The organism is Mycobacterium sp. SM3041, from assembly GCF_039668335.1.
Lineage (GTDB): Bacteria > Actinomycetota > Actinomycetes > Mycobacteriales > Mycobacteriaceae > Mycobacterium.
Genome location: NZ_JAYXBQ010000044.1, coordinates 327,318 through 347,071 on the forward strand (window position 1 = coordinate 327,318; position 19,754 = coordinate 347,071).

The following is a 19,754-nucleotide window of genomic DNA, read 5'->3' on the forward strand; positions in this document are numbered from 1 at the left end:
AGGGAGCACAGCAGTGACTATTCGGATCGGCGTCAACGGTTTCGGGCGTATCGGGCGTAACTTCTTCCGGGCCCTGGATGCGCAAAAGGCAGCGGGGAAGAACGCCGATCTGGAGATCGTCGCGGTCAACGACTTGACTTCCACGGATGCGTTGGCGCATCTGTTGAAGTTCGATTCGATCCTGGGCCGGTTGCCCTATGAGGTGCGCGCGGACGGGGACACCCTGATCGTCGGGGACACCAAGATCAAGGCGCTGGCGATCAAGGACGGTCCGGCGGCGCTGCCGTGGGGCGATCTGGGCGTGGACATCGTGGTCGAGTCCACCGGCATTTTCACCGACGCCGCCAAGGCCCGCGGCCACCTGGAGGCCGGTGCCAAGAAGGTGATCATCTCCGCACCGGCGACCGGTGAGGACATCACGATCGTGATGGGTGTCAACGATGACAAGTACGACGGTAGTCAGAACATCATCTCGAATGCGTCGTGCACGACGAATTGTCTGGGCCCGATCGCCAAGGTGTTGAACGATGAGTTCGGGATCGTGCGCGGATTGATGACCACGATCCACGCCTATACGCAGGATCAGAATCTGCAGGACGGGCCGCACAAGGATTTGCGGCGGGCGCGGGCGGCGGCGATCAACATCGTGCCCACCTCGACGGGGGCGGCCAAGGCCATCGGGTTGGTGCTGCCCGAGCTCAAGGGCAAGTTGGACGGGTATGCGTTGCGGGTGCCGGTGCCCACGGGGTCGGTGACCGATCTGACCGCTGAGCTGGGTAAATCAGCGAGTGCGGCGGACATCAACGCGGCGATGCAGGCGGCGGCCGAGGGTCCGCTGCAGGGGATTTTGAAGTACTACGACGCGCCGATCGTGTCGTCCGATATCGTCACCGACCCGCACAGTTCGCTGTTCGATGCGGGACTGACCAAGGTCATCGACAACCAAGCCAAGGTCGTGTCCTGGTATGACAACGAATGGGGCTACTCCAACCGCATCGGAGATCTCGCCGCACTGGTCGGCAAGTCGCTGTAGACGCACGTGAGAGAAAGACAGGTATGAGCATCAAGACCCTCGATGAGCTGTTGGCCGAAGGCGTAGAGGGGCGGGGCGTCCTGGTCCGCTCCGACCTGAACGTCCCGCTCGACGAGAACGGCAACATCACCGATCCCGGCCGGATCATCGCCTCGGTCCCGACGCTGGCCGCGCTGGCCGACGCCGGCGCCAAGGTCGTCATCACCGCGCACCTGGGCCGGCCCAAGGGCGGACCGGACCCCAAGTTCTCGCTCGCGCCGGTGGCCGCCGCGCTCGGAGAGAAGCTGGGCCGGCACGTCCAGCTGGCCGGTGACGTCGTCGGCACCGACGCGCTGGCGCGCGCCGAGGGTCTGACCGACGGCGACGTGCTGCTGCTGGAGAACATCCGCTTCGACCCGCGCGAGACCAGCAAGGACGACGCCGAGCGCGCGGCCCTGGCCCGTGAGCTGGCGGCTCTGGTCGAGGGTCCCGACGGCTCGCCCGGCGCGTTCGTCTCCGACGGCTTCGGTGTGGTGCACCGTAAGCAGGCCTCGGTGTACGACGTCGCGAACATCCTGCCGCACTACGCCGGCACGCTGGTGGACGCCGAGGTGAAGGTGCTCGAGCAGCTGACCAGCTCGACCGAGCGGCCCTACGCCGTCGTGCTCGGCGGCTCCAAGGTGTCCGACAAGCTCGCCGTCATCGAGAACCTCGCCACCAAGGCCGACAGCCTCATCATCGGCGGCGGCATGTGCTTCACCTTCCTTGCCGCGCAAGGCCTTTCGGTCGGTACCTCGCTGCTGCAGGAGGAGATGATCGACACCTGTAAGCGACTGCTGGACACCTACGCCGACGTCATCCACCTCCCCGTCGACATCGTGGTGGCCGACAAGTTCGCCGCCGACGCCGCGCCGGAGACCGTGGCCTCCGACCGCATCCCGGACGGCAAGATGGGCCTGGACATCGGCCCCGAGTCGGTCAAGCGCTTCACCGCGCTGTTGTCCAACGCCAAGACCGTGTTCTGGAACGGGCCGATGGGCGTCTTCGAGTTCCCGGCCTTCGCCGACGGCACCAGGGGCGTCGCCGAGGCCATCATCACCGCCACGTCCAAGGGCGCGTTCAGCGTCGTCGGTGGCGGCGACTCGGCTGCCGCGGTGCGCCAGCTCGAACTCGCCGAAGACGGCTTCTCCCACATCTCGACCGGCGGCGGTGCGTCGCTGGAGTACCTCGAGGGCAAGACCCTCCCGGGCATCGAAGTGCTGGGGTCGTAAACCATGGCGCGTAAGCCGCTCATCGCCGGCAACTGGAAGATGAACCTCAACCACTTCGAGGCCATCGCCCTGGTGCAGAAGATCGCATTCGCCTTGCCCGACAAGTACTTCGCCAAGGTCGACGTCACCGTCCTGCCGCCGTTCACGGACCTGCGCAGCGTGCAGACCCTGGTCGACGGCGACAAGCTGCTGCTCACCTACGGCGCCCAGGACGTGTCCCAGCACGACTCCGGCGCCTACACCGGTGAGATCAGCGGCGCGTTCCTGGCCAAGTTGGGCTGCACGTTCGTCGTCGTCGGGCATTCCGAGCGCCGGACCTACCACCACGAGGACGATGCCCTGGTCGCCGCCAAGGCCAAGGCCGCGCTCAAGCACGGCCTGACGCCGATCGTGTGCATCGGCGAGGGACTCGACATCCGCGAGGCCGGCAACCACGTCGAGCACTGCACCGGCCAGCTGACGGGCTCGCTGGCGGGGCTGTCCGCGGACGAGATCAGCCGCGTCGTCATCGCGTACGAGCCCGTCTGGGCCATCGGCACCGGCCGCGTGGCCAGTGCCGGCGACGCGCAGGAGGTGTGCGCCGCGATCCGCTCGACCCTGGGCGAGCTGGCGTCACCCGAGATCGCCGCGACCGTACGCGTGCTCTACGGCGGCTCGGTCAATGCCAAGAACGTCGGCGAGCTCGTGGCGAAGCCCGACATCGACGGTGCGCTGGTCGGCGGCGCATCACTCGACGGTGAGCAGTTCGCGACGCTGTCGGCGATCGCCGCCGGCGGGCCGCTGCCGTGAAACGGCGAATTAGACCCCTACCCTGACGGGCTAGTTCGCGGGCTCCAGCACCATCGTGGGCAGGTTGCCCCTGTTGATCCCTCCGGGCAGTGGTCTGCTCGTGGTGGTCAACGGGGCGTCCGCCGCCTTGGCCGGTGGCGCGTGGCACCCGGTCTCCGGATCCATGCCGGGGATGCCGCCGGACTCGATGCAGCACAGATCGGCATTCCGGACGGTCTTCTTCATGCAGTTGTCGTACGCCTCGATATCCCAGGTGTCGTCGCTGGGAGCGGCGAGCGATATTGCCGGCGTCGTCAGCGCGAATGCGGCAGACAGCAAAGCGGCAGAAGCGATCTTGAGCGCTTTCACGGTGGCCTCCAATCAGGCCCGATGAGCAGTGGTTGACCAGTCCATGGTGCGCCGATGCCGGGCGTTGTGGACGGGAACTGCGAACTTCCTGAGCGAATCTGGCAAACCGGCTGTGGCACGGGCTGCGACGCGACGGCGGACCGTGGCCGGACCACGGCACTCCACCCGGTAAGCTGTGGCTCATGATTTTGGCCCTGCAGATCACTTTGATCATCACCAGCGTGTTGGTTGTGTTGCTGGTGCTGCTCCACCGGGCCAAGGGTGGCGGTCTGTCGACGCTGTTCGGTGGCGGTGTGCAGTCCAGCCTGTCCGGCTCCACGGTGGTCGAGAAGAACCTCGACCGGCTGACCTACTTCATCACCGGCATCTGGCTGGTGTCGATCATCGGCATCGCGCTGCAGATCAAGTACGGCGCCTGACCTCAGACTTCCGAACCGGCCACGCCCCTCGGGCGTGGCCGGTTCTGTTTGCCCAGCTACTGACAGGAATCGTCCAGCTGGTGCTGTGCCGGCGCTTATCCCGATGACAGGGCGCGCATAGCGCCGGCCCTTAATCTCGCCTCGTGGTGCATGTTCTTCGTATCGGCTCCGGCGCGCTGGTGCTGCTCTGCGTGGCCGGTGGTGCGGCCCCTGGTGTGGCCGGCGCCGATCCGCTCCCGGTGGCCGACGTCCGCCAGGCCGTCAACACCGAAGACGGTTGGCGCCTGGGGGTTTCGCTCACCCAGATGACCGTCAACTCGGTGCCCAACATGGCCGCGACGGCTTTCACGCGAGAAGGTTTCGTCACCGGCCGGGCCGAGGCCACCATCGATGGCAGCGGCTCGTCGGCGGTCAACACCGGGACGTTGGTCGTGGGTCTGCAGCTCGGCTGCCAGGTCGACCTCAGCGAGGGTGCCAGCGTCGGCGGCGACGCCGACATCGGCATCAACCCCGGCTTCAGCGGAAACGTGCTGAATGCCATCGGCCCCTATGCCGATCTGGAAGGCAACGTCTCGGTGAACCTGCTGCCGGGCACGATCACCAATGTGGTGCTGGGCAAGAAAACGCTCAAGGGCCGCTCCGGCGGCATCACCGTGCACGACGCCCACGTCAAGGTCGACGCCTGCGGCGGGGCGGTGGCGATCCGGTTCTTCTCGACGGTGACCATCGATACCGACAAGAACGACGACAGCGTGAACGCCTACGGGGACATCCTGCAGCTATGAGCGTCGTACGAATGGTCGGCGTCGCGGCATCGGCCTGGTTCTTGGTTCTGGCACCGGTCGCTCGGGCCGACTGCACCGGCGCGGGAGACTTCGGCGCCGGATCGGGCTGCGCGCCACCGGGTGGCGGGAGCTCGTCGGCGAAGGCCTGGCCGCCGACATCGGTGGACTGGCCACCGAATGTGGATGCAGACAACTCAGGCGGGGACGGCGACGGCAGCGATTCGCACCCAATTGTGTTGCCCGACGGGCAGAAACCATCGGCCACGACGCCGCGTACGAGCGCCCCGGCCACACCCACCACGTCGTCGACGCCGATCGTCCCCGTCGGTGCCCCGTGACCGGGTCGGTCGCCGTGCTCTGCGCCAACGGCGCGTGGCGTCGATACTGAAGTGATGGCCGAGGTTCCCAACGCTCCCGACACCACACTGCTGCCGATCGGATCGGTTCAGCGCACCGAACTGGGCCGCGAGGCCACCGAACCGATGCGCGAAGACATCCGCCTGCTCGGCGCCATTCTCGGTGACACGGTGCGCGAGCAGAACGGTGAAGCCGTCTTCGATCTGGTGGAACGGGCGCGCGTCGAATCGTTCCGGGTGCGTCGTTCCGAGATCGACAGGGCGGAGCTCGCAGCGCTGTTCTCCGGCATCGACATTCATCAGGCGATCCCGGTGATCAGGGCATTCACCCATTTCGCGCTGCTGGCCAACGTCGCCGAGGACATCCACCGGGAACGGCGGCGCGCTCTGCACGTGGCAGCGGGCGAGCCGCCGCAGGACAGCAGCCTGGCCGCGACGTACCGCAAGCTGGACGAGGCCGGGGGATTGGACGCGGCGGAGGTCGCCGATGCGCTGCGCGGTGCGCTGGTCTCGCCGGTGATCACCGCCCACCCCACCGAAACCCGCCGGCGCACCATCTTCGACACCCAGAACCGGATCACCGACCTGATGCGGCTGCGGTTGCACGGGCACAACGTGACGCGTGACGGCCGCGACATCGAGACCGAGCTGCGCCGCCACATTCTCACGCTGTGGCAGACCGCGCTGATCCGCTTGTCGCGGTTGAAGATTCAAGACGAGATCGCCACCGGGCTGCGTTACTACCCGGCCGCGTTCTTCGATGTCATCCCACGCGTCAACGCGGAGGTACGCGGCGCGCTGCAGGCCCGCTGGCCGGGTGAGCCGCTGCTGGCGACACCGATCCTGCGGCCCGGTTCGTGGATCGGCGGTGACCGCGACGGCAACCCCAACGTCACCGCAGACGTGGTGCGCCTGGCCACCGGCAGTGCGGCCTTCACCGCGTTCGACCGCTACTTCGCCGAACTCCTTGCGCTGGAACATGAATTGTCGATGTCGGCGCGGCTCGTCCGGGTCACCGATGCGCTGCAGGCTCTGGCCGACCAGCATCCCGAACCGGCCCACGCCGACGAACCGTACCGCCAGGCGCTGCACGTGCTCCGCGGGCGCCTGACGGCCACGGCCGCCGAAATCCTCGACCGGCAGCCCGAGCACGAGCTGGACCTCGGCCTGCCGCCGTACACCACGCCGGCCGAGCTGCTGGCCGATCTCGACGTCATCGACGCGTCGTTGCGCGCCGGCGGCACCAGCGTGCTGGCCGACGACCGGCTGGCCCGGTTGCGAGAGTCCGTGCGCGTCTTCGGTTTCCACCTGTGTGGCCTGGACCTGCGGCAGAACTCCGAAGTGCACGAGCAGGTGGTGGCCGAGCTGCTGGCCTGGGCCGGTGTGCACCCTGACTACGCGTCGCTGCCGGAGGATGAGCGGGTCGCCGTCCTGGTGGCGGAGCTGTCCACGCGCCGGCCGTTGGTGGGGCGCGACGCCCAACTGTCCGAACTGGCGCGCAAGGAACTGGACATCGTCGCGGCGGCGGCCCGGGCCGTCGAGGTCTTCGGGCCCGAGGCCGTCCCCAACTACATCATCTCGATGTGTCAGTCGGTATCCGATCTCCTCGAGGCTGGGGTACTGCTCAAAGAGGCCGGCCTGCTCGATGCGGCGGGGCCCGAGCCGTACAGCCCGGTCGGCATCGTGCCGCTGTTCGAGACCATCGACGACCTGCAACGCGGATCAGCGATTCTGGAAGCGGCCCTTGCCATTCCGCTGTATCGATCGATCGTCACCGCCCGGGGCGACCATCAGGAGGTCATGCTCGGCTACTCCGACTCCAACAAGGACGGCGGTTACCTGGCCGCCAACTGGGCGCTCTATCGCGCCGAGCTCGATCTCGTGGAATCGGCCCGCAAGACCGGAATCCGGCTACGCCTGTTCCATGGCCGCGGCGGCACCGTCGGCCGCGGTGGCGGCCCGAGCTACGACGCGATCCTCGCCCAGCCGCCCGGTGCGGTCCGGGGCTCGCTGCGCATCACCGAGCAGGGTGAGGTGATCGCCGCCAAGTACGCCGAACCGCATGCCGCACACCGCAATCTGGAGACCCTGCTCGCGGCGACGCTGGAGTCGACGCTGCTCGACGTCGAAGGGCTCGGCGACGCCGCGGCACCCGCCTACGACGTGCTCGACGACCTTGCCGCCCGCGCGCAACGGGCCTACAGCGAATTGGTGCACGAGACACCGGGATTCGTCGAGTACTTCAAGGCCTCGACTCCCGTCAGCGAGATCGGTGCGCTCAACATCGGCAGTCGCCCGACGTCCCGCAAGCCGACCACCTCGATCGCCGATCTGCGGGCCATCCCGTGGGTGCTGGCCTGGAGCCAGTCGCGCGTCATGCTGCCCGGCTGGTATGGCACGGGGACCGCGTTCGAGGAGTTCATCGACAACACCGACGGCGGCCTCGAGGTGCTGCAGGACCTGTACGCGAAGTGGCCGTTCTTCCGGACCGTGCTGTCCAACATGGCGCAGGTACTCGCCAAGTCGGATCTCGGTCTGGCAGCGCGGTATTCGGAGCTCGTGGACGACGAGGCCCTGCGCCACCGGGTGTTCGACAAGATCGCCGCCGAACATGAGCGCACCATCCGGATGCACGCCCTGATCACCGGCCACGACGACCTGCTCGCGGACAACCCGGCCCTCGCGCGGTCGGTGTTCAACCGGTTCCCGTACCTGGAGCCGCTCAACCACCTCCAGGTCGAGCTGCTGCGCCGCTACCGCTCGGGCGACGACGCCGAACTCGTGCAGCGCGGCATCCTCTTGACCATGAGTGGGTTGGCCACCGCGCTGCGCAACAGCGGGTAGCCGACTCAGGCTGCGCGGTCGGCCAGTGTCACCGCGACGGATCCGTCGATCATCTTCGCCTCGATCACGATGCGCGCGGTCGGTGTGGTGCGGCCGCGGAGTACACACTCGGCGGCCGGTGCGATGAGATGGGATCGGATGGTTCGGCGCAACCCACGGGCACCGTAGATCGGGTCGAACCCACAGTCTTGCAAGAACTGCACCACGGTTTCGTCGACACGGAGTTCGACAGATTCGCGGGCCAGCCGCGCGGTGAACAACTCCACTTCGCGCGCGGTGACCTGCCGGGCCGTCGAGGTGCTGAAGGGTTCCATGACGACGGTTTCGTCGATCCGGTTGAAGAACTCCGGGTCGAAGAACTCCTCGACCGCGGCGGTCACCAGACCGTGCATGTGGGTCGCCGGATGGCGGCGCCACCGGGACGACCAGCGGTGTGCGCGCTGGGCCGTGGCGACGGCCTTGGAGCCCAGGTTGGACGTCATGAAGACGTAACTGTTGCGGAAGCTGATGCGTTCGCGCCCGTTCGCGAGCCTCAGCTGGCCGCTGTCGAGCACGTGCAGCAGCGCACGGATCACCGTGGGATCCGCTTTCTCGACCTCGTCGAAGAGCACGATGCCGGGTGTGTACGGATCGCCTTCGATCTTGTTCTTGTCGAACAGGGTGAAGGATTCCTTGCTTCCGGCGTATCCCGGTGGTGCCCCGGAGAACGACGCGGCGTAGTGCTCCTGGGCCAGGGCGGCCATGTCGATTCGGCAGAGGTCGTCGGGCCCGGTGCGGATCTCGGCGGCGACCTGGCGGACCAGTTCGGTCTTGCCGATCCCGGTCGGCCCGACCAGCAGCACGCTGGCCAGCGGGCGACCGGGATCTGCGATACCGGCATGTGCGATCGACAATGCCCGGGCGACGGCGCTGACGGCCTCCGGTTGACCGAGTATCCGCTGCCCGAGTCGGTCGGCGAAGGCATCGGGATCGAACCCGGCGACCGATTTCACGGCGACGTCGTTGGTGCGCTGCGGCGTCGCGTTCTGATCGTGAAACATGTCGGTGAGGTAGGGCACGTCGCTCTCTTACGCCTCGACGGTCCGCTCGACGGGCAGGTTTCCCACGCGGCACTCCGCCACACCGACGGTGTCCCGGGTGATCGATTCGACGACTTCCTGAGCCTTCTGCGCGTCGGTCACCCACAGCTTGTAGAACTCGAACGGGCAATCGGCGACACCCCTGTCGCCGTCACCGGCCGCGTGCACGCCGGAGTAGCCGCGGTGCAGCAGTTTGAACAGGTGGTTCTGCGACTGGTCGTTCTGGCGGGCGTCTCGAATCGCCGACAGCGACAGCTGCGCGTACTGGATTCCGTACTCTTCCTCGCCGGTCTCGCCCAGGGTGCGGCCGTCGAACCCGACGATGGCCGAGTGCCCGAAGTAGGAGTACACCCCGTCGAAGCCGGCCGCGTTGGCCACGGCGACGTAGGTGTTGTTCGCCCACGCCATCGCCTTGGCCATGAGCACCTGCTGCTCCTTGGCGGGATACATGTAGCCCTGGCAGCGCACGATCAGCTCGGCACCCTTCATGGCGCAGTCCCGCCAGATTTCCGGGTAGTTGCCGTCGTCGCAGATGATCAGCGAGATCTTCATGCCCTTCGGCCCCCGGGAAACATAGGTGGTGTCTCCGGGGTACCAGCCCTCGATGGGACACCAGGGCAGGATCTTTCGGTACTTCTGCACGATCTCACCGGTGTCGTCGATGAGGACGAGGGTGTTGTACGGCGGCTTGTTCGGATGGTCTTCGTGGCGCTCACCGGTGATGGAGAAGACGCCCCACGTCTTGGCCTTCCGGCACGCCGCGGCGAAGATGTCGGTTTCGTCGCCGGGGATGGAAGCCGCGGTGGCGTACATCTCCTCGGGGTCGTACATGATGCCCTGAGTCGAGTACTCGGGGAACACCACGAGATCCATGCCCGGCAGCCCGGACTTCATTCCCACGACCATGTCCGCGATCTTGCGGGCGTTGTCGAGGACTTCTTCCCTGGTGTGCAGCCGGGGCATCTTGTAGTTGACGACGGCTACGCCGACGGTGTCCGGGCTCGACGAAATGTCACCATGGCGCATGGCGGTTCTCCTCAAAAGGTAAGGGCTCGAACGGAATACGGACGGAACACAACTGTGGCGATGCCGGGACCACGTCGACGCCGGGCACGGTTGCCACCTCAAAAAAGATTCAGATGAAATATCTTCAATTGAAATTAAATGCCCGTTGGCACGGTGTCAACCCGAGCCGGCTAAACCACCGGCTGTCAAAATGCGGTCAGGGTGGTGAGCACATCGAAGTCGTATCCGTCGGCCACGGCCAGGTGCACCGGTTGCACGGTCGCGTCCGCCCGGTAGTGCACGGTGCCCCTCGGACCGTCGTACGAGACCCGATCGCTCGTCGCGATGTCGGTCAACTGCCCTGAGCGATGAATCAGCCGGGACAGCAGTTGCAGTCCCTCGTAACAGGATTCGGCGATACCGCTCAGCGGTGGCGCGGTGGGGCCGTGCAGGTCGTGGTAGCGGCCTGTCAACTCCATTGCGTTGGCGCCCACCAGCGAGGAAAAGAAGGAGGCGGCGACGAACAATCCTCGGGTGCCGTCCGCCCCGCTGCCCAGCAACATGCTCTCGTCCATCAACGGGCTGAACCGGAGGAACGCGTCGGCGGCACCGAGGGCGGCGCAGGCGCGGTTGAATTCGACCGCGTCCTGCCCCACCAGTAGCATCAACACCGCATCGCATTCCGACGCCATGGCCGCCCTGACGGCCTCCGACATGTCAGCGCGGCCCAGGTCCACGAACCGGTGCCCGACGAGGTCGAGACCGAGATCGCGGGCATACTCCCGGACCGCGGCCACCGACGATCGCGGCCACACATAGTCGTCGCCGACGATGAACCAGCGCCGCACCCCGGCGTTCTCCCGCAACCAGCGCAACGCCGGCGCGATCTGGCGGTCCGGAGTCTCGCCGCAGCAATAGATGTCGCGGCGACGCTCGCCGCCTTCGTAGAGGGCGGGGTACACGTAGGGCACCCGGCCTGCGATCACCGGAGCGAGCGCATTGCGTACGGAGGAGATGTGCCATCCGCTGACTGCGTGGATCGTGCCCGTTGTGATGAGTTGATCGATGCGCCGGGCGACCAGGTGCGGGTCGGCCCCGCCGTCGACCACCTCGATCTGCACTTCGCGGCCGAGGACTCCGCCGTCGACGTTGAGGTCGTGGGCCGCCAGCTCGCTGACGGCTTCACATGCCGGCCCGAAAACGCCGCCCGGACCCTGCAGGGGCACCACCATGGCCACCCGCCATGCCTCGCCGACAGTGCTGGTGGCCTGCGAGTTCATGACCATTACGTCCTTTGCCGCACCGTCCGCGGACCGGCTATCATCATTTTCAATTGAAAGTATTGCGCTACCCGGCCCAGCGGGCAACACGTAGGAGTTGGTCATGGCGAGCACGGTGTCCCAGCACGACATGACGACGTCGATCACCGCCACGCTGCTTCGCGCAGCCCGCAATCTGACCGCCTGCCTGGATGCCGAACTTCAGGACACCGGGCTCGGCGTCGACCACTGGCTGGCACTCGACGCCCTGGCCGCCGCCGCCGGACTCACGATGGCAGAACTGCAGGCGCTGACGCCGACCCCTGGACCCACCCTGACCCGGGTGGTCGACCGGCTGGTCGTCCAGGCACTCGCATACCGGGAGGTCGACCAATTCGACCGCCGTAAGGTTCGGGTCTTCCTCAGCGAACGCGGCACCCTGCTGCACGACAGTTTGCGTAGCCGGATCGAGCCCGTCGAAGCGCAATGGGCGGCGTCCAATCGCCGGCAGCTGTCTGATCGACTCGCGTCGCCGTAGTCCTACGGGGCCCAGTCGCGAACCGACTTCAGGACGCCGCGCAGGACGTTCTCCGTGACCGTGATGGGCGACAGCACCGTCTCGGCGACCCCGACGATGGCCTCGACGCGGGTCACGATCGCTTCCATGCGGTCGACGACGCCGAAGATGCGCGGCGCGAGTTCGTCGATCTGAGTGATGGTCTCGTTGAACCGCGACATCGTGGTGTCGAGGTCGCCGGTCAGCGTGCTGAGGGTCGCCAGGGTGCCTTCCATGTCGACCAGCAGTGCGTCGACCTGGGACACCGTGACGTCGGCGTTGAGCGCCGCCTGCGTGAGCGTCCGGATGCGGCCGCCGACCGGACGCGCGCGGCCATCGCCTTTGTCGACCATGGCTACAGTTTCGCTGCCGCGGCCTCGTCGAGCAACCACACCGTCGCCTCGGTGCCGACGGCGCCGGCCGCTGGAATGTCTTCTGCCGCAGCGCCACCGACCGCGGCCGCGACCGCGCCGGCCTTCTCGGCGCCGGCCACGACAAGCCACACCTGACGGGCCCGCCGGACCGCGGGCAGCGTCAGGGTGATCCGCCGCGGTGGGGGCTTGGGGGAGTCGGTGACGGCGACGACGTACCGTGCCGTCTCGCGCACCGCGTCGGTGTGCGGGAACAGCGAGTTGACGTGCCCCTCGCCGCCCATGCCCAGCAGGTGGACGTCGAATTCCGGTGTCGGCGAACCATTCCCGGCGACCAGGGCCAACTCGCGTTCGTAGGCGGCGGCCGCGGCGTCGATGTCGTCGCCGAACTCGCCGTCGCTCGCGGCCATCGCGTGCACGTTCGCGGCCGGAATCGCAACGGAATCCAGCAGCGCCTCGCGCGCCTGCTTGATGTTCCGGTCGGCATCGTCGGCCGGGACGAAACGGTCGTCACCCCAGAACAGGTGCACCTTGGCCCAGTCGATCGGATGTCCGCCGACGTGCTTGAGCAACTTGATGCCGGTGCCGCCGCCGGTCAGCACGATGTACGCCACACCGCGGGCCGCGATGGCACCGTTGATGGCCGACACCAGGCGGTCTCCCGCCGCGGTCACCAAAGCGTCTGCGTCGGCGTACTTTTCGATGATCTGCTCAGACATAAACAACCTTGTCCAGGCCCACCAGGGCGCGATGATAGATCTCGTCGGCATCCAGCCGGCGCATCTCTTCGGCGAGGCAGTCGCGAGCTTCCCGGCGGGCCAGCGGAATGCGGGCCTCCGGCCGGCCGGTGCGGGTGAGCGACGCGGTGACACCGGTCTGCGGGCGGCTCAGCGTGATGGTCTCGCTCGGCCGGGTCAGCACGACTTTGAGATCGCCGACTGCACGTGTCACAGGACCGTCGATGCAGGCCGCCAGCCAGCCGGCCAAGATGTCCAGGGCCGGTTCGTCTTTCAGCCCCGACACCAGTGCCTCGGTGATCGGTTCGTACGGTGCCTGATCCAGTGCGGCGGCGAGCAGTGCCCGCCAGTAGGTCACCCGGCTCCAGGCCAGATCGGTGTCCCCGGACGTGTAGCCGGCGAGTCGGCTCTTGATGCACGCCAGCGGGTCTTCGCCGTTGGTGGCGTCGGTGATCCGGCGGATGGCCAGCTTGCCCAACGGGTCGGCCGCCGGCACCGCCGGCGCCACATCGGGCCACCAGGTGACCACCGGGGTATCCGGAAGCAGGAAAGGCGTCACGACGCTGCTGGCGTGGCCGGCCAGCGGACCCGAAAGACGCAGCACCACAACCTCGTTGGCGCCGGCGTCGCGGCCCACGCGGAGTTGGGCGTCCAGCCGCGCTTCGGTGGCCAACCGGTCGCCCGGGATCACCACGATGACGCGGCAGGGGTGTTCGCGGCTGGCGGTGTTGGCCGCGTCGATCGCCTCTTCCAGCATGGCTTCGGTGTCAGGTGCCACCACCAGGGTCAGCACCCGCCCGAGGGTGATGGCGCCGCCCTCTTCGCGCAGGGCGACGATCTTCTTGTTGATCGCACCGGTATCGGTGTCGGGCAGTTCGAGAATCACGGCCGCCTCCATTCGCGGCCGGTGCGCCGCAACATTTCGAACGCCGATTCCGGCCCCCAGGTGCCTGCTTCGTAGGCCTCGGGCCGGCCGCCGGCGCGGTCCTGCGCCGCCCAATGTTCGAGCACGGGATCCAATATCTTCCAGGACAATTCGACTTCGGCGTTGACCGGGAACAGCGACGGTTCGCCGAGCAGGACGTCGAGGATCAGTCGTTCGTAGGCTTCGGGGGAGTCCTCGGCGAACGCCGAACCGTACGAGAAGTCCATGCTGACGTCGCGGACCTCCATGAGATGACCCGGCACCTTCGAACCGAACCGCAGGGTGATGCCTTCGTCGGGCTGCACCCGGATCACCAGTGCGTTCTGCCCGAGCTCGTCGGTCATCGTCGCATCGAACGGCAGGTGCGGGGCCCGCTTGAACACCAGCGCGATCTCGGTGACCCGGCGCCCCAACCGTTTTCCGGTGCGCAGGTAGAACGGCACGCCGGCCCAGCGCCGCGTGTCGACTTCGACGGTGATGGCGGCGTACGTCTCGGTGGTGGACGTCTTCGAGAAGCCTTCCTCGTCGAGCAGCCCGACCACCTTCTGTCCGCCCTGCCAGCCGGCGGCGTACTGACCGCGTGCCGTGGTCTCGTCCAGCGGCTCGGCCAGGTGCGTTGCCGACAGCACCTTGATCTTCTCGGCTTGCAGTTCATGCGGCGAGAAGTTGACCGGCTCCTCCAGCGCCGTCAGCGCGAGCAGCTGCAGGAGGTGGTTCTGAATGACGTCGCGGGCGGCGCCCACTCCGTCGTAGTAACCGCCGCGGCCACCGAGACCAATGTCTTCGGCCATGGTGATCTGCACACTGTCGACGTAATGGGCGTTCCACACCGGCTCGAACAACTCGTTGGCGAACCGCAGGGCCAGGATGTTCTGGACGGTCTCCTTGCCCAGGTAGTGGTCGATGCGGAACACCGATGACTCCGGGAACACACTGTTGACGACCCCGTTGAGCGCTTCGGCGCTGGCCAGGTCGTGACCGAACGGTTTCTCGATGACCACCCGGCTCCAGGACCCGTCCGACTTGTTGGCCAGGCCGGACGTCGACAGCTGCTCGCACACCTGCGGGAACGCGTTCGGCGGAATCGACAGGTAGAACGCGTGATTGCCGCCGGTGCCGCGTTCCTCGTCGAGCTTGTGCAACGTGTCACGCAGCCGTTGGAACGCTGCGTCGTCGTCGAACGTGCCCTGCACGAACCGGAATCCCTCGGCCAGTCGGTCCCAGACCTCCTGCCGGAACGGTGTCCGAGCATGTTGTTTGACGGCGTCGTAGACGACCTTGCCGAAATCCTCGTCGGCCCAGTCCCGCCGGGCGAACCCCACCAAGGCGAACGACGGCGGCAGCAGCCCGCGGTTCGCGAGGTCGTAGATCGCCGGCATGAGCTTCTTCCGGGCGAGATCGCCTGTGACACCGAAGATCACGACCGCGCACGGGCCGGCGATGCGGGGCATGCGCTTGTCACGCTTGTCCCGCAGCGGGTTCACCCAGTCCGTCGGCCGCCCGCTGCTGTCGCTCATTTCAGCGCGTCGAGCTGACCCTGAGTGGCCTCGAGCAGCTCGCCCCAGGACTTCTCGAACTTCTCCACGCCCTCGACCTCGAGGACGTTGAACACGTCAGCCAGGTCGATACCGACGGCCGAGAGCTCGTCGAACACGGCCTGTGCGGCCGCAGCCGTGCCGGTGATGGTGTCTCCGGTGATCTGACCGTGGTCGGCGACGGCCTCCAGCGTCTTCTCCGGCATGGTGTTGACCGTGTCGGCGGCCACCAGCTCGGTGACGTACAGCGTGTCCGGGTAGTCCGGGTTCTTCACGCCGGTCGACGCCCACAGCGGACGCTGCACGCGAGCGCCCTCGGCCTTGAGGCTCGCGAACTGCGGGCCGCCGAAGACCTGCTCGTAGGCCGCGTAGGCCAGCCGGGCGTTGGCGACGCCGGCCTTGCCGCGCAGACCCAGCGCCGAGCCGCCGATCTTCTCCAGCCGCGCGTCGATCTCGGTGTCCACGCGGGACACGAAGAACGAAGCGACGGAATGGATCTTGGACAGGTCGTGGCCGGCTTCGCGGGCCTTCTCGAGCCCGGTCAGGTAGGCGTCCATCACGGCCCGGTGCCGCTCGACCGAGAAGATCAGGGTGACATTGACGGAGATGCCCTCGGCGATCACGGCGGTGATCGCCGGCAGGCCCGCCAGCGTCGCCGGGATCTTGATCAGCAGGTTGGGCCGGTCGACGATCTTCCACAGCTCGATGGCCTGCAGGATCGTCTTGTCGGTGTCGTGCGCCAGGCGCGGGTCGACCTCGATCGACACCCGGCCGTCGACGCCGCCGGTGGCCTCGTACACCTTGGCCAGCACGTCGCACGCGTTGCGGACGTCGTCGGTGGTGACGGTGCGGATGGTGGCGTCCACGTCGGCGCCACGAGACGCCAGCTCGTGCACCTGCTCGTCGTAGGCCGTGCCCTTCGACAGCGCGGCCTGGAAGATCGACGGGTTGGTGGTGACGCCCACAACGCTGCGGGTGTCGATCAGCTGCTGCAGGTTTCCGGTCTGCAGCCGCTCACGCGACAGGTCGTCGAGCCACACGGAGACACCGGCGGCGCTCAGCGCCGCGAGGTTCGGGTTCTGAGTCATGAGGGTGCTCTTTTCTGAATCGGTTGTCAGTTGTCCAACGAGCGTTCTGCGGCGGCGACGACGGCCTCAGCGGTGAAGCCGAACTCCCGGAACAGGGTCTTGTCGTCGGCCGATGCGCCGTAGTGCTCGATCGAGATGATCTCGCCGGTGTCACCGACCAGCTTGTGCCAAGGCTGCGCGATGCCGGCCTCGACCGCAACACGTGCCGAGACGTCGGGCGGCAGCACCGCGTCGCGGTACTCCTTCGGCTGCGCCTCGAACCATTCCAGGCACGGCATCGACACCACGTAGGCGACGATGTCCTTGTCCGCCAACAGCTTCTGTGCCTCGACGGCCAGCTGCACCTCGGAGCCCGTCGCGATGATGATGACGTCGGCGTCGTCGGCCGGGTTACCGCCGCCGAGCACGTAGCCACCCTTCGCCGCACCTTCCGACGACGTTCCCTCGAGGACGGGTACCCCCTGGCGGGTCAGGATGAAACCGGTCGGGTTGTTGCCGTGGGTGCGCTGCAGGATGGTGCGCCAGGTGTAGGCGGTCTCGTTCGGGTCGGCGGGACGGACCACCGACAGGTTCGGGATCGCGCGCAGCGCGGCCAGGTGCTCGATCGGCTGGTGCGTCGGGCCGTCCTCACCCAGACCGATGGAGTCGTGGGTCCAGATGTAGATCGGGTCGATGTTCATCAGCGCGGCCAGCCGCACCGCCGGGCGCATGTAGTCGGCGAACTGCAGGAAGGTGCCCGCGAACGGACGCGTCGGGCCGTGCAGCACGATGCCGTTGAGGATCGAACCCATGGCGTGCTCGCGGATGCCGAAGTGCAGCACGCGGCCGTACCAGTCGGCGGTGTAGTCCTCGGTCGAGATCGACGGCGGGCCGAAGGACTTCACCCCGTTGATGGTGGTGTTGTTGCTGCCCGCGAGATCGGCTGAGCCACCCCACAATTCGGGCAGCTTGCCGGCCACGTCGTTGAGGACCTTGCCGAACGCGGCACGCGTCGCGACGGCCTTGCTGCCCGGCTCCCAGTACGTCAGGTCGGCGTCCCAGCCCTCGGGCAGTTCGCCGGCCTCCAGGCGGTCCAGCAGCTTCTTGCGTTCGGGTTCCTTGGCGGCCCAGGCGTCGAACGCGACCTGCCACTCGTCGTGCGCCTTCTTGCCGCGGGCGACCAGTTCACGGGTGTGTTCGATGACCTCGGGCTTCACCTCGAAGCTCTTGTCCGGGTCGAAGCCCAGCACCTTCTTGGTGGCGGCGACCTCGTCGGCGCCCAGCGCCGAACCGTGCACCCCGCCGGTGTTCATCTTGGTGGGCGCCGGGTAGCCGATGATGGTGCGCACCGAGATGAACGACGGGCGGTCCGTCACCGCGCGCGCGGCGGCCAGCGCCTCTTCGATCGCGACGACGTTCTCGCCGCCCTCGACCTCCTGCACGTGCCAGCCGTAGGCGCGGTAGCGGGCGCAGGTGTCCTCGGACAGCGCGATGTTGGTGTCGTGCTCGATGGAGATCTTGTTGTTGTCCCACAGCACGATCAGGTTGCCCAGCTGCTGGGTGCCGGCGAGCGACGACGCCTCGCTCGTCACCCCCTCTTCGATGTCGCCGTCCGAGGCGATCACGTAGATGAAGTGGTCGAACGGGCTCTCACCCGGAGCGGCGTCGGGGTCGAACAGACCGCGCTCGTAGCGGGCCGCCATCGCCATGCCGACCGACGACGCCAGGCCCTGGCCCAGCGGACCGGTGGTGATCTCGACACCCTTGGTGTGGCCGTACTCGGGGTGGCCGGGGGTCAGCGAGCCCCAGGTGCGCAGCGCCTCGATGTCGGCCAGTTCGAGGCCGAAGCCGCCCAGGTACAGCTGCAGGTACAGCGTCAGGCTGGAATGTCCACACGACAGGACGAAGCGGTCACGGCCGATCCAGTGGGTGTCGGACGGGTCGTGGCGCATCTGGCGCTGGAACAGGGTGTAGGCCAGCGGGGCCAGGCTCATGGCGGTTCCGGGGTGGCCGTTTCCGACCTTCTGAACCGCATCCGCGGCCAGCACGCGCACGGTGTCGACGGCGGCCGAGTCCAGCTCGGTCCAGTCGTCCGGGTGGTGCGGGCGGGTGAGTTCGGAAATCTCTTCGACTGTGGTCACGGGCGCACTCCTACTGAGGGACGTCTCGGGCTCGGCAAATCGCAAGCGAGCTGCATGACTACCCTAGTGCGCGCCGCTGGTGTGGTGCAGACCGCTTCACCTTTGGCCTGTCCGTCATTGGGTTTCCGTTCACCTGAATGCACCCTGCGGTGTGGAGCACTCAGGTGCGCGGTCTACCATCGTCTGTAGTAGAGGCTGCGCGGCCGTGACTTCCGAGGAGATATCTGCGTGAGCATTCGCGAGCGCCGTTCCGTCCACGGGGCACACGGTTTCGGTCCCGGAGCTGCGGCGTCTGACGAGCACGACGCTGCTTCGGGGACCAAGTCGCCGAACCGCGTGCGGGACACGCTGCTGGCCTACATCGCGCTCACCAAGCCGCGTGTCATCGAGCTGCTGCTGGTGACGACCATCCCGGCGATGCTGCTGGCGCACCGCTTCGACGTGGTGGCCAGCCAGGGTCCGATCAAGCCGCTGTTGATCCTCAACACCCTGGTCGGCGGGCTGCTCGCGGCGGCCGGCGCCAACACGCTGAACTGTGTCGCCGACGCCGACATCGACAAGGTGATGAAGCGCACCGCCCGCCGGCCGTTGGCCCGCGCGACGGTGCCCACCCGCAACGCGCTGATCTTCGGCCTGGTGCTCACGGTCACGTCGTTCCTGTGGCTGTGGCGCAGCTCGAATCTGCTGTCGGGCCTGCTGGCGCTGGCGACCATCGCCTTCTACGTCTTCGTCTACACGCTGCTGCTGAAGCGCCGCACCTCGCAGAACGTGGTGTGGGGTGGCGCGGCCGGCTGCATGCCGGTGATGATCGGCTGGTCGGCGGTCACCGGCACCATCCAGTGGCCGGCGCTGGTGATGTTCCTGATCATCTTCTTCTGGACGCCGCCGCACACCTGGGCGCTGGCCATGCGTTACAAGGAGGACTACGAGGCAGCCGGCGTGCCGATGCTGCCCGTCGTCGCCACCGAGCGCGCGGTCACCAAGCAGATCCTGATCTACACCTGGGCCACGGTCCTCACGACGCTCGCGCTGGCGTTCGCCACCGGCTGGCTGTACGCGGCCGTCGCGCTCGTCGCCGGCGTCTGGTTCCTGGTGATGGCACACCAGCTGTACTCGGGCGTGAAGCGCGGTGAGCCGGTGAAGCCGCTGCGCCTGTTCCTGCAGTCGAACAACTACCTCGCCGTCGTGTTCTGCGCGCTGGCGGTCGACTCGGCACTCGCGCTGCCGATGCTGTTCCACTGACCCGCTAGCTTGG

19 protein-coding genes are annotated in these 19,754 nt (G+C 67.3%); 9 read left to right on the top strand and 10 right to left on the bottom strand.

Features of this window, described 5'->3' with window-relative positions; all coding sequences use genetic code 11:
- Window positions 1-13 precede the first annotated feature (13 nt).
- The 3 genes from gap to tpiA are packed head-to-tail and all read left to right on the top strand — an operon-like array spanning window position 14 to window position 3,072.
- Window positions 14-1,033 (top strand): type I glyceraldehyde-3-phosphate dehydrogenase, encoded by a 1,020-nt coding sequence (gene gap, locus VXD91_RS13775; protein WP_346415667.1) that lies wholly within the window; start codon window positions 14-16, stop codon window positions 1,031-1,033.
- A 23-nt stretch (window positions 1,034-1,056) separates the two neighbouring features.
- Window positions 1,057-2,283 carry a phosphoglycerate kinase gene (locus VXD91_RS13780; protein ID WP_318984555.1) on the top strand — a complete coding sequence of 409 codons (1,227 nt, stop codon included), beginning with the start codon at window positions 1,057-1,059 and terminating at the stop codon, window positions 2,281-2,283.
- Between the two features lie 3 nt (window positions 2,284-2,286).
- A complete protein-coding gene (gene tpiA, locus VXD91_RS13785) occupies window positions 2,287-3,072 on the top strand; it encodes a triose-phosphate isomerase (RefSeq protein ID WP_213020316.1) in 786 nt (261 codons plus the stop codon).
- Window positions 3,073-3,102: 30 nt separating this feature from the next.
- On the opposite strand, the gene VXD91_RS13790 is transcribed toward tpiA, so the two are convergent.
- Window positions 3,103-3,420, bottom strand: coding sequence for a hypothetical protein (locus tag VXD91_RS13790; RefSeq protein WP_318984556.1), 318 nt, complete (start codon window positions 3,418-3,420; stop codon window positions 3,103-3,105).
- A gap of 182 nt (window positions 3,421-3,602) precedes the next feature.
- Here VXD91_RS13790 and secG point away from each other — a divergent pair, with 182 nt between their 5' ends.
- From secG to ppc, 4 genes are all read left to right on the top strand, one after another.
- Window positions 3,603-3,839, top strand: a complete 237-nt coding sequence (secG, locus tag VXD91_RS13795; protein ID WP_029105032.1) for a preprotein translocase subunit SecG — start codon at window positions 3,603-3,605, stop codon at window positions 3,837-3,839.
- Window positions 3,840-4,018: 179 nt separating this feature from the next.
- Entirely contained in the window at window positions 4,019-4,624 is a 606-nt protein-coding gene (locus VXD91_RS13800; protein ID WP_346415699.1) for an MspA family porin, read from the top strand.
- The gene (locus VXD91_RS13805; protein WP_346415668.1) at window positions 4,621-4,962 is read left to right on the top strand and encodes a hypothetical protein; all 342 of its coding nucleotides are present in this window, start codon (window positions 4,621-4,623) and stop codon (window positions 4,960-4,962) included. The genes VXD91_RS13800 and VXD91_RS13805 overlap by 4 nt, the downstream gene beginning before the upstream one ends.
- Before the next feature lie 54 nt (window positions 4,963-5,016).
- Window positions 5,017-7,824 carry a phosphoenolpyruvate carboxylase gene (gene ppc / locus VXD91_RS13810; RefSeq protein ID WP_346415669.1) on the top strand — a complete coding sequence of 936 codons (2,808 nt, stop codon included), beginning with the start codon at window positions 5,017-5,019 and terminating at the stop codon, window positions 7,822-7,824.
- Window positions 7,825-7,829: 5 nt separating this feature from the next.
- Here the strand turns inward: ppc and VXD91_RS13815 are convergent, their stop codons facing one another.
- The 3 genes from VXD91_RS13815 to VXD91_RS13825 form a co-directional block, all read right to left on the bottom strand.
- Window positions 7,830-8,882, bottom strand: a complete 1,053-nt coding sequence (locus VXD91_RS13815; RefSeq protein ID WP_346415670.1) for an AAA family ATPase — start codon at window positions 8,880-8,882, stop codon at window positions 7,830-7,832.
- A 9-nt stretch (window positions 8,883-8,891) separates the two neighbouring features.
- Complete coding sequence (locus tag VXD91_RS13820; RefSeq protein WP_346415672.1) at window positions 8,892-9,929, bottom strand: aliphatic amidase; 1,038 nt, start codon at window positions 9,927-9,929, stop codon at window positions 8,892-8,894.
- A gap of 185 nt (window positions 9,930-10,114) precedes the next feature.
- Window positions 10,115-11,188 carry a substrate-binding domain-containing protein gene (locus tag VXD91_RS13825; protein WP_346415673.1) on the bottom strand — a complete coding sequence of 358 codons (1,074 nt, stop codon included), beginning with the start codon at window positions 11,186-11,188 and terminating at the stop codon, window positions 10,115-10,117.
- A 103-nt stretch (window positions 11,189-11,291) separates the two neighbouring features.
- Here VXD91_RS13825 and VXD91_RS13830 point away from each other — a divergent pair, with 103 nt between their 5' ends.
- Window positions 11,292-11,705, top strand: coding sequence for a MarR family transcriptional regulator (locus tag VXD91_RS13830; RefSeq protein ID WP_237163006.1), 414 nt, complete (start codon window positions 11,292-11,294; stop codon window positions 11,703-11,705).
- A gap of 2 nt (window positions 11,706-11,707) precedes the next feature.
- On the opposite strand, the gene VXD91_RS13835 is transcribed toward VXD91_RS13830, so the two are convergent.
- From VXD91_RS13835 to tkt, 6 genes are read right to left on the bottom strand one after another with little or no spacing between them, the layout of a single operon-like run.
- A complete protein-coding gene (locus VXD91_RS13835; RefSeq protein WP_212811515.1) occupies window positions 11,708-12,076 on the bottom strand; it encodes an ATPase in 369 nt (122 codons plus the stop codon).
- A gap of 2 nt (window positions 12,077-12,078) precedes the next feature.
- Window positions 12,079-12,813, bottom strand: coding sequence for a 6-phosphogluconolactonase (gene pgl / locus VXD91_RS13840; protein ID WP_346415674.1), 735 nt, complete (start codon window positions 12,811-12,813; stop codon window positions 12,079-12,081).
- Window positions 12,806-13,717 (bottom strand): glucose-6-phosphate dehydrogenase assembly protein OpcA, encoded by a 912-nt coding sequence (gene opcA, locus VXD91_RS13845; RefSeq protein ID WP_064984950.1) that lies wholly within the window; start codon window positions 13,715-13,717, stop codon window positions 12,806-12,808. Before opcA ends, pgl begins: the two co-directional genes overlap by 8 nt.
- Window positions 13,714-15,273, bottom strand: coding sequence for a glucose-6-phosphate dehydrogenase (zwf, locus tag VXD91_RS13850; protein WP_346415675.1), 1,560 nt, complete (start codon window positions 15,271-15,273; stop codon window positions 13,714-13,716). The genes opcA and zwf overlap by 4 nt, the downstream gene beginning before the upstream one ends.
- Window positions 15,270-16,379, bottom strand: a complete 1,110-nt coding sequence (gene tal, locus VXD91_RS13855; RefSeq protein WP_346415676.1) for a transaldolase — start codon at window positions 16,377-16,379, stop codon at window positions 15,270-15,272. Before tal ends, zwf begins: the two co-directional genes overlap by 4 nt.
- 26 nt (window positions 16,380-16,405) lie before the next feature.
- Complete coding sequence (gene tkt, locus VXD91_RS13860; protein WP_346415677.1) at window positions 16,406-18,499, bottom strand: transketolase; 2,094 nt, start codon at window positions 18,497-18,499, stop codon at window positions 16,406-16,408.
- Between the two features lie 228 nt (window positions 18,500-18,727).
- On the opposite strand from tkt, the gene VXD91_RS13865 reads away from it, so the two are divergent.
- Window positions 18,728-19,741 (top strand): heme o synthase, encoded by a 1,014-nt coding sequence (locus VXD91_RS13865; RefSeq protein ID WP_346415678.1) that lies wholly within the window; start codon window positions 18,728-18,730, stop codon window positions 19,739-19,741.
- Window positions 19,742-19,754 lie beyond the last annotated feature (13 nt).

Bases quoted from the DNA above. Each gene is read 5' to 3' on its own strand.
- ppc (WP_346415669.1), top strand. From the start codon at position 5,017: ATGGCCGAGGTTCCCAACGCTCCCGACACCACACTGCTGCCGATCGGA.
- tal (WP_346415676.1), bottom strand. From the start codon at position 16,379: ATGACTCAGAACCCGAACCTCGCGGCGCTGAGCGCCGCCGGTGTCTCC.
- VXD91_RS13830 (WP_237163006.1), top strand. From the start codon at position 11,292: ATGGCGAGCACGGTGTCCCAGCACGACATGACGACGTCGATCACCGCC.
- VXD91_RS13805 (WP_346415668.1), top strand. From the start codon at position 4,621: ATGAGCGTCGTACGAATGGTCGGCGTCGCGGCATCGGCCTGGTTCTTG.
- VXD91_RS13825 (WP_346415673.1), bottom strand. From the start codon at position 11,188: ATGAACTCGCAGGCCACCAGCACTGTCGGCGAGGCATGGCGGGTGGCC.
- zwf (WP_346415675.1), bottom strand. From the start codon at position 15,273: ATGAGCGACAGCAGCGGGCGGCCGACGGACTGGGTGAACCCGCTGCGG.
- VXD91_RS13820 (WP_346415672.1), bottom strand. From the start codon at position 9,929: ATGCGCCATGGTGACATTTCGTCGAGCCCGGACACCGTCGGCGTAGCC.
- tpiA (WP_213020316.1), top strand. From the start codon at position 2,287: ATGGCGCGTAAGCCGCTCATCGCCGGCAACTGGAAGATGAACCTCAAC.
- VXD91_RS13835 (WP_212811515.1), bottom strand. From the start codon at position 12,076: ATGGTCGACAAAGGCGATGGCCGCGCGCGTCCGGTCGGCGGCCGCATC.
- pgl (WP_346415674.1), bottom strand. From the start codon at position 12,813: ATGTCTGAGCAGATCATCGAAAAGTACGCCGACGCAGACGCTTTGGTG.
- secG (WP_029105032.1), top strand. From the start codon at position 3,603: ATGATTTTGGCCCTGCAGATCACTTTGATCATCACCAGCGTGTTGGTT.
- VXD91_RS13780 (WP_318984555.1), top strand. From the start codon at position 1,057: ATGAGCATCAAGACCCTCGATGAGCTGTTGGCCGAAGGCGTAGAGGGG.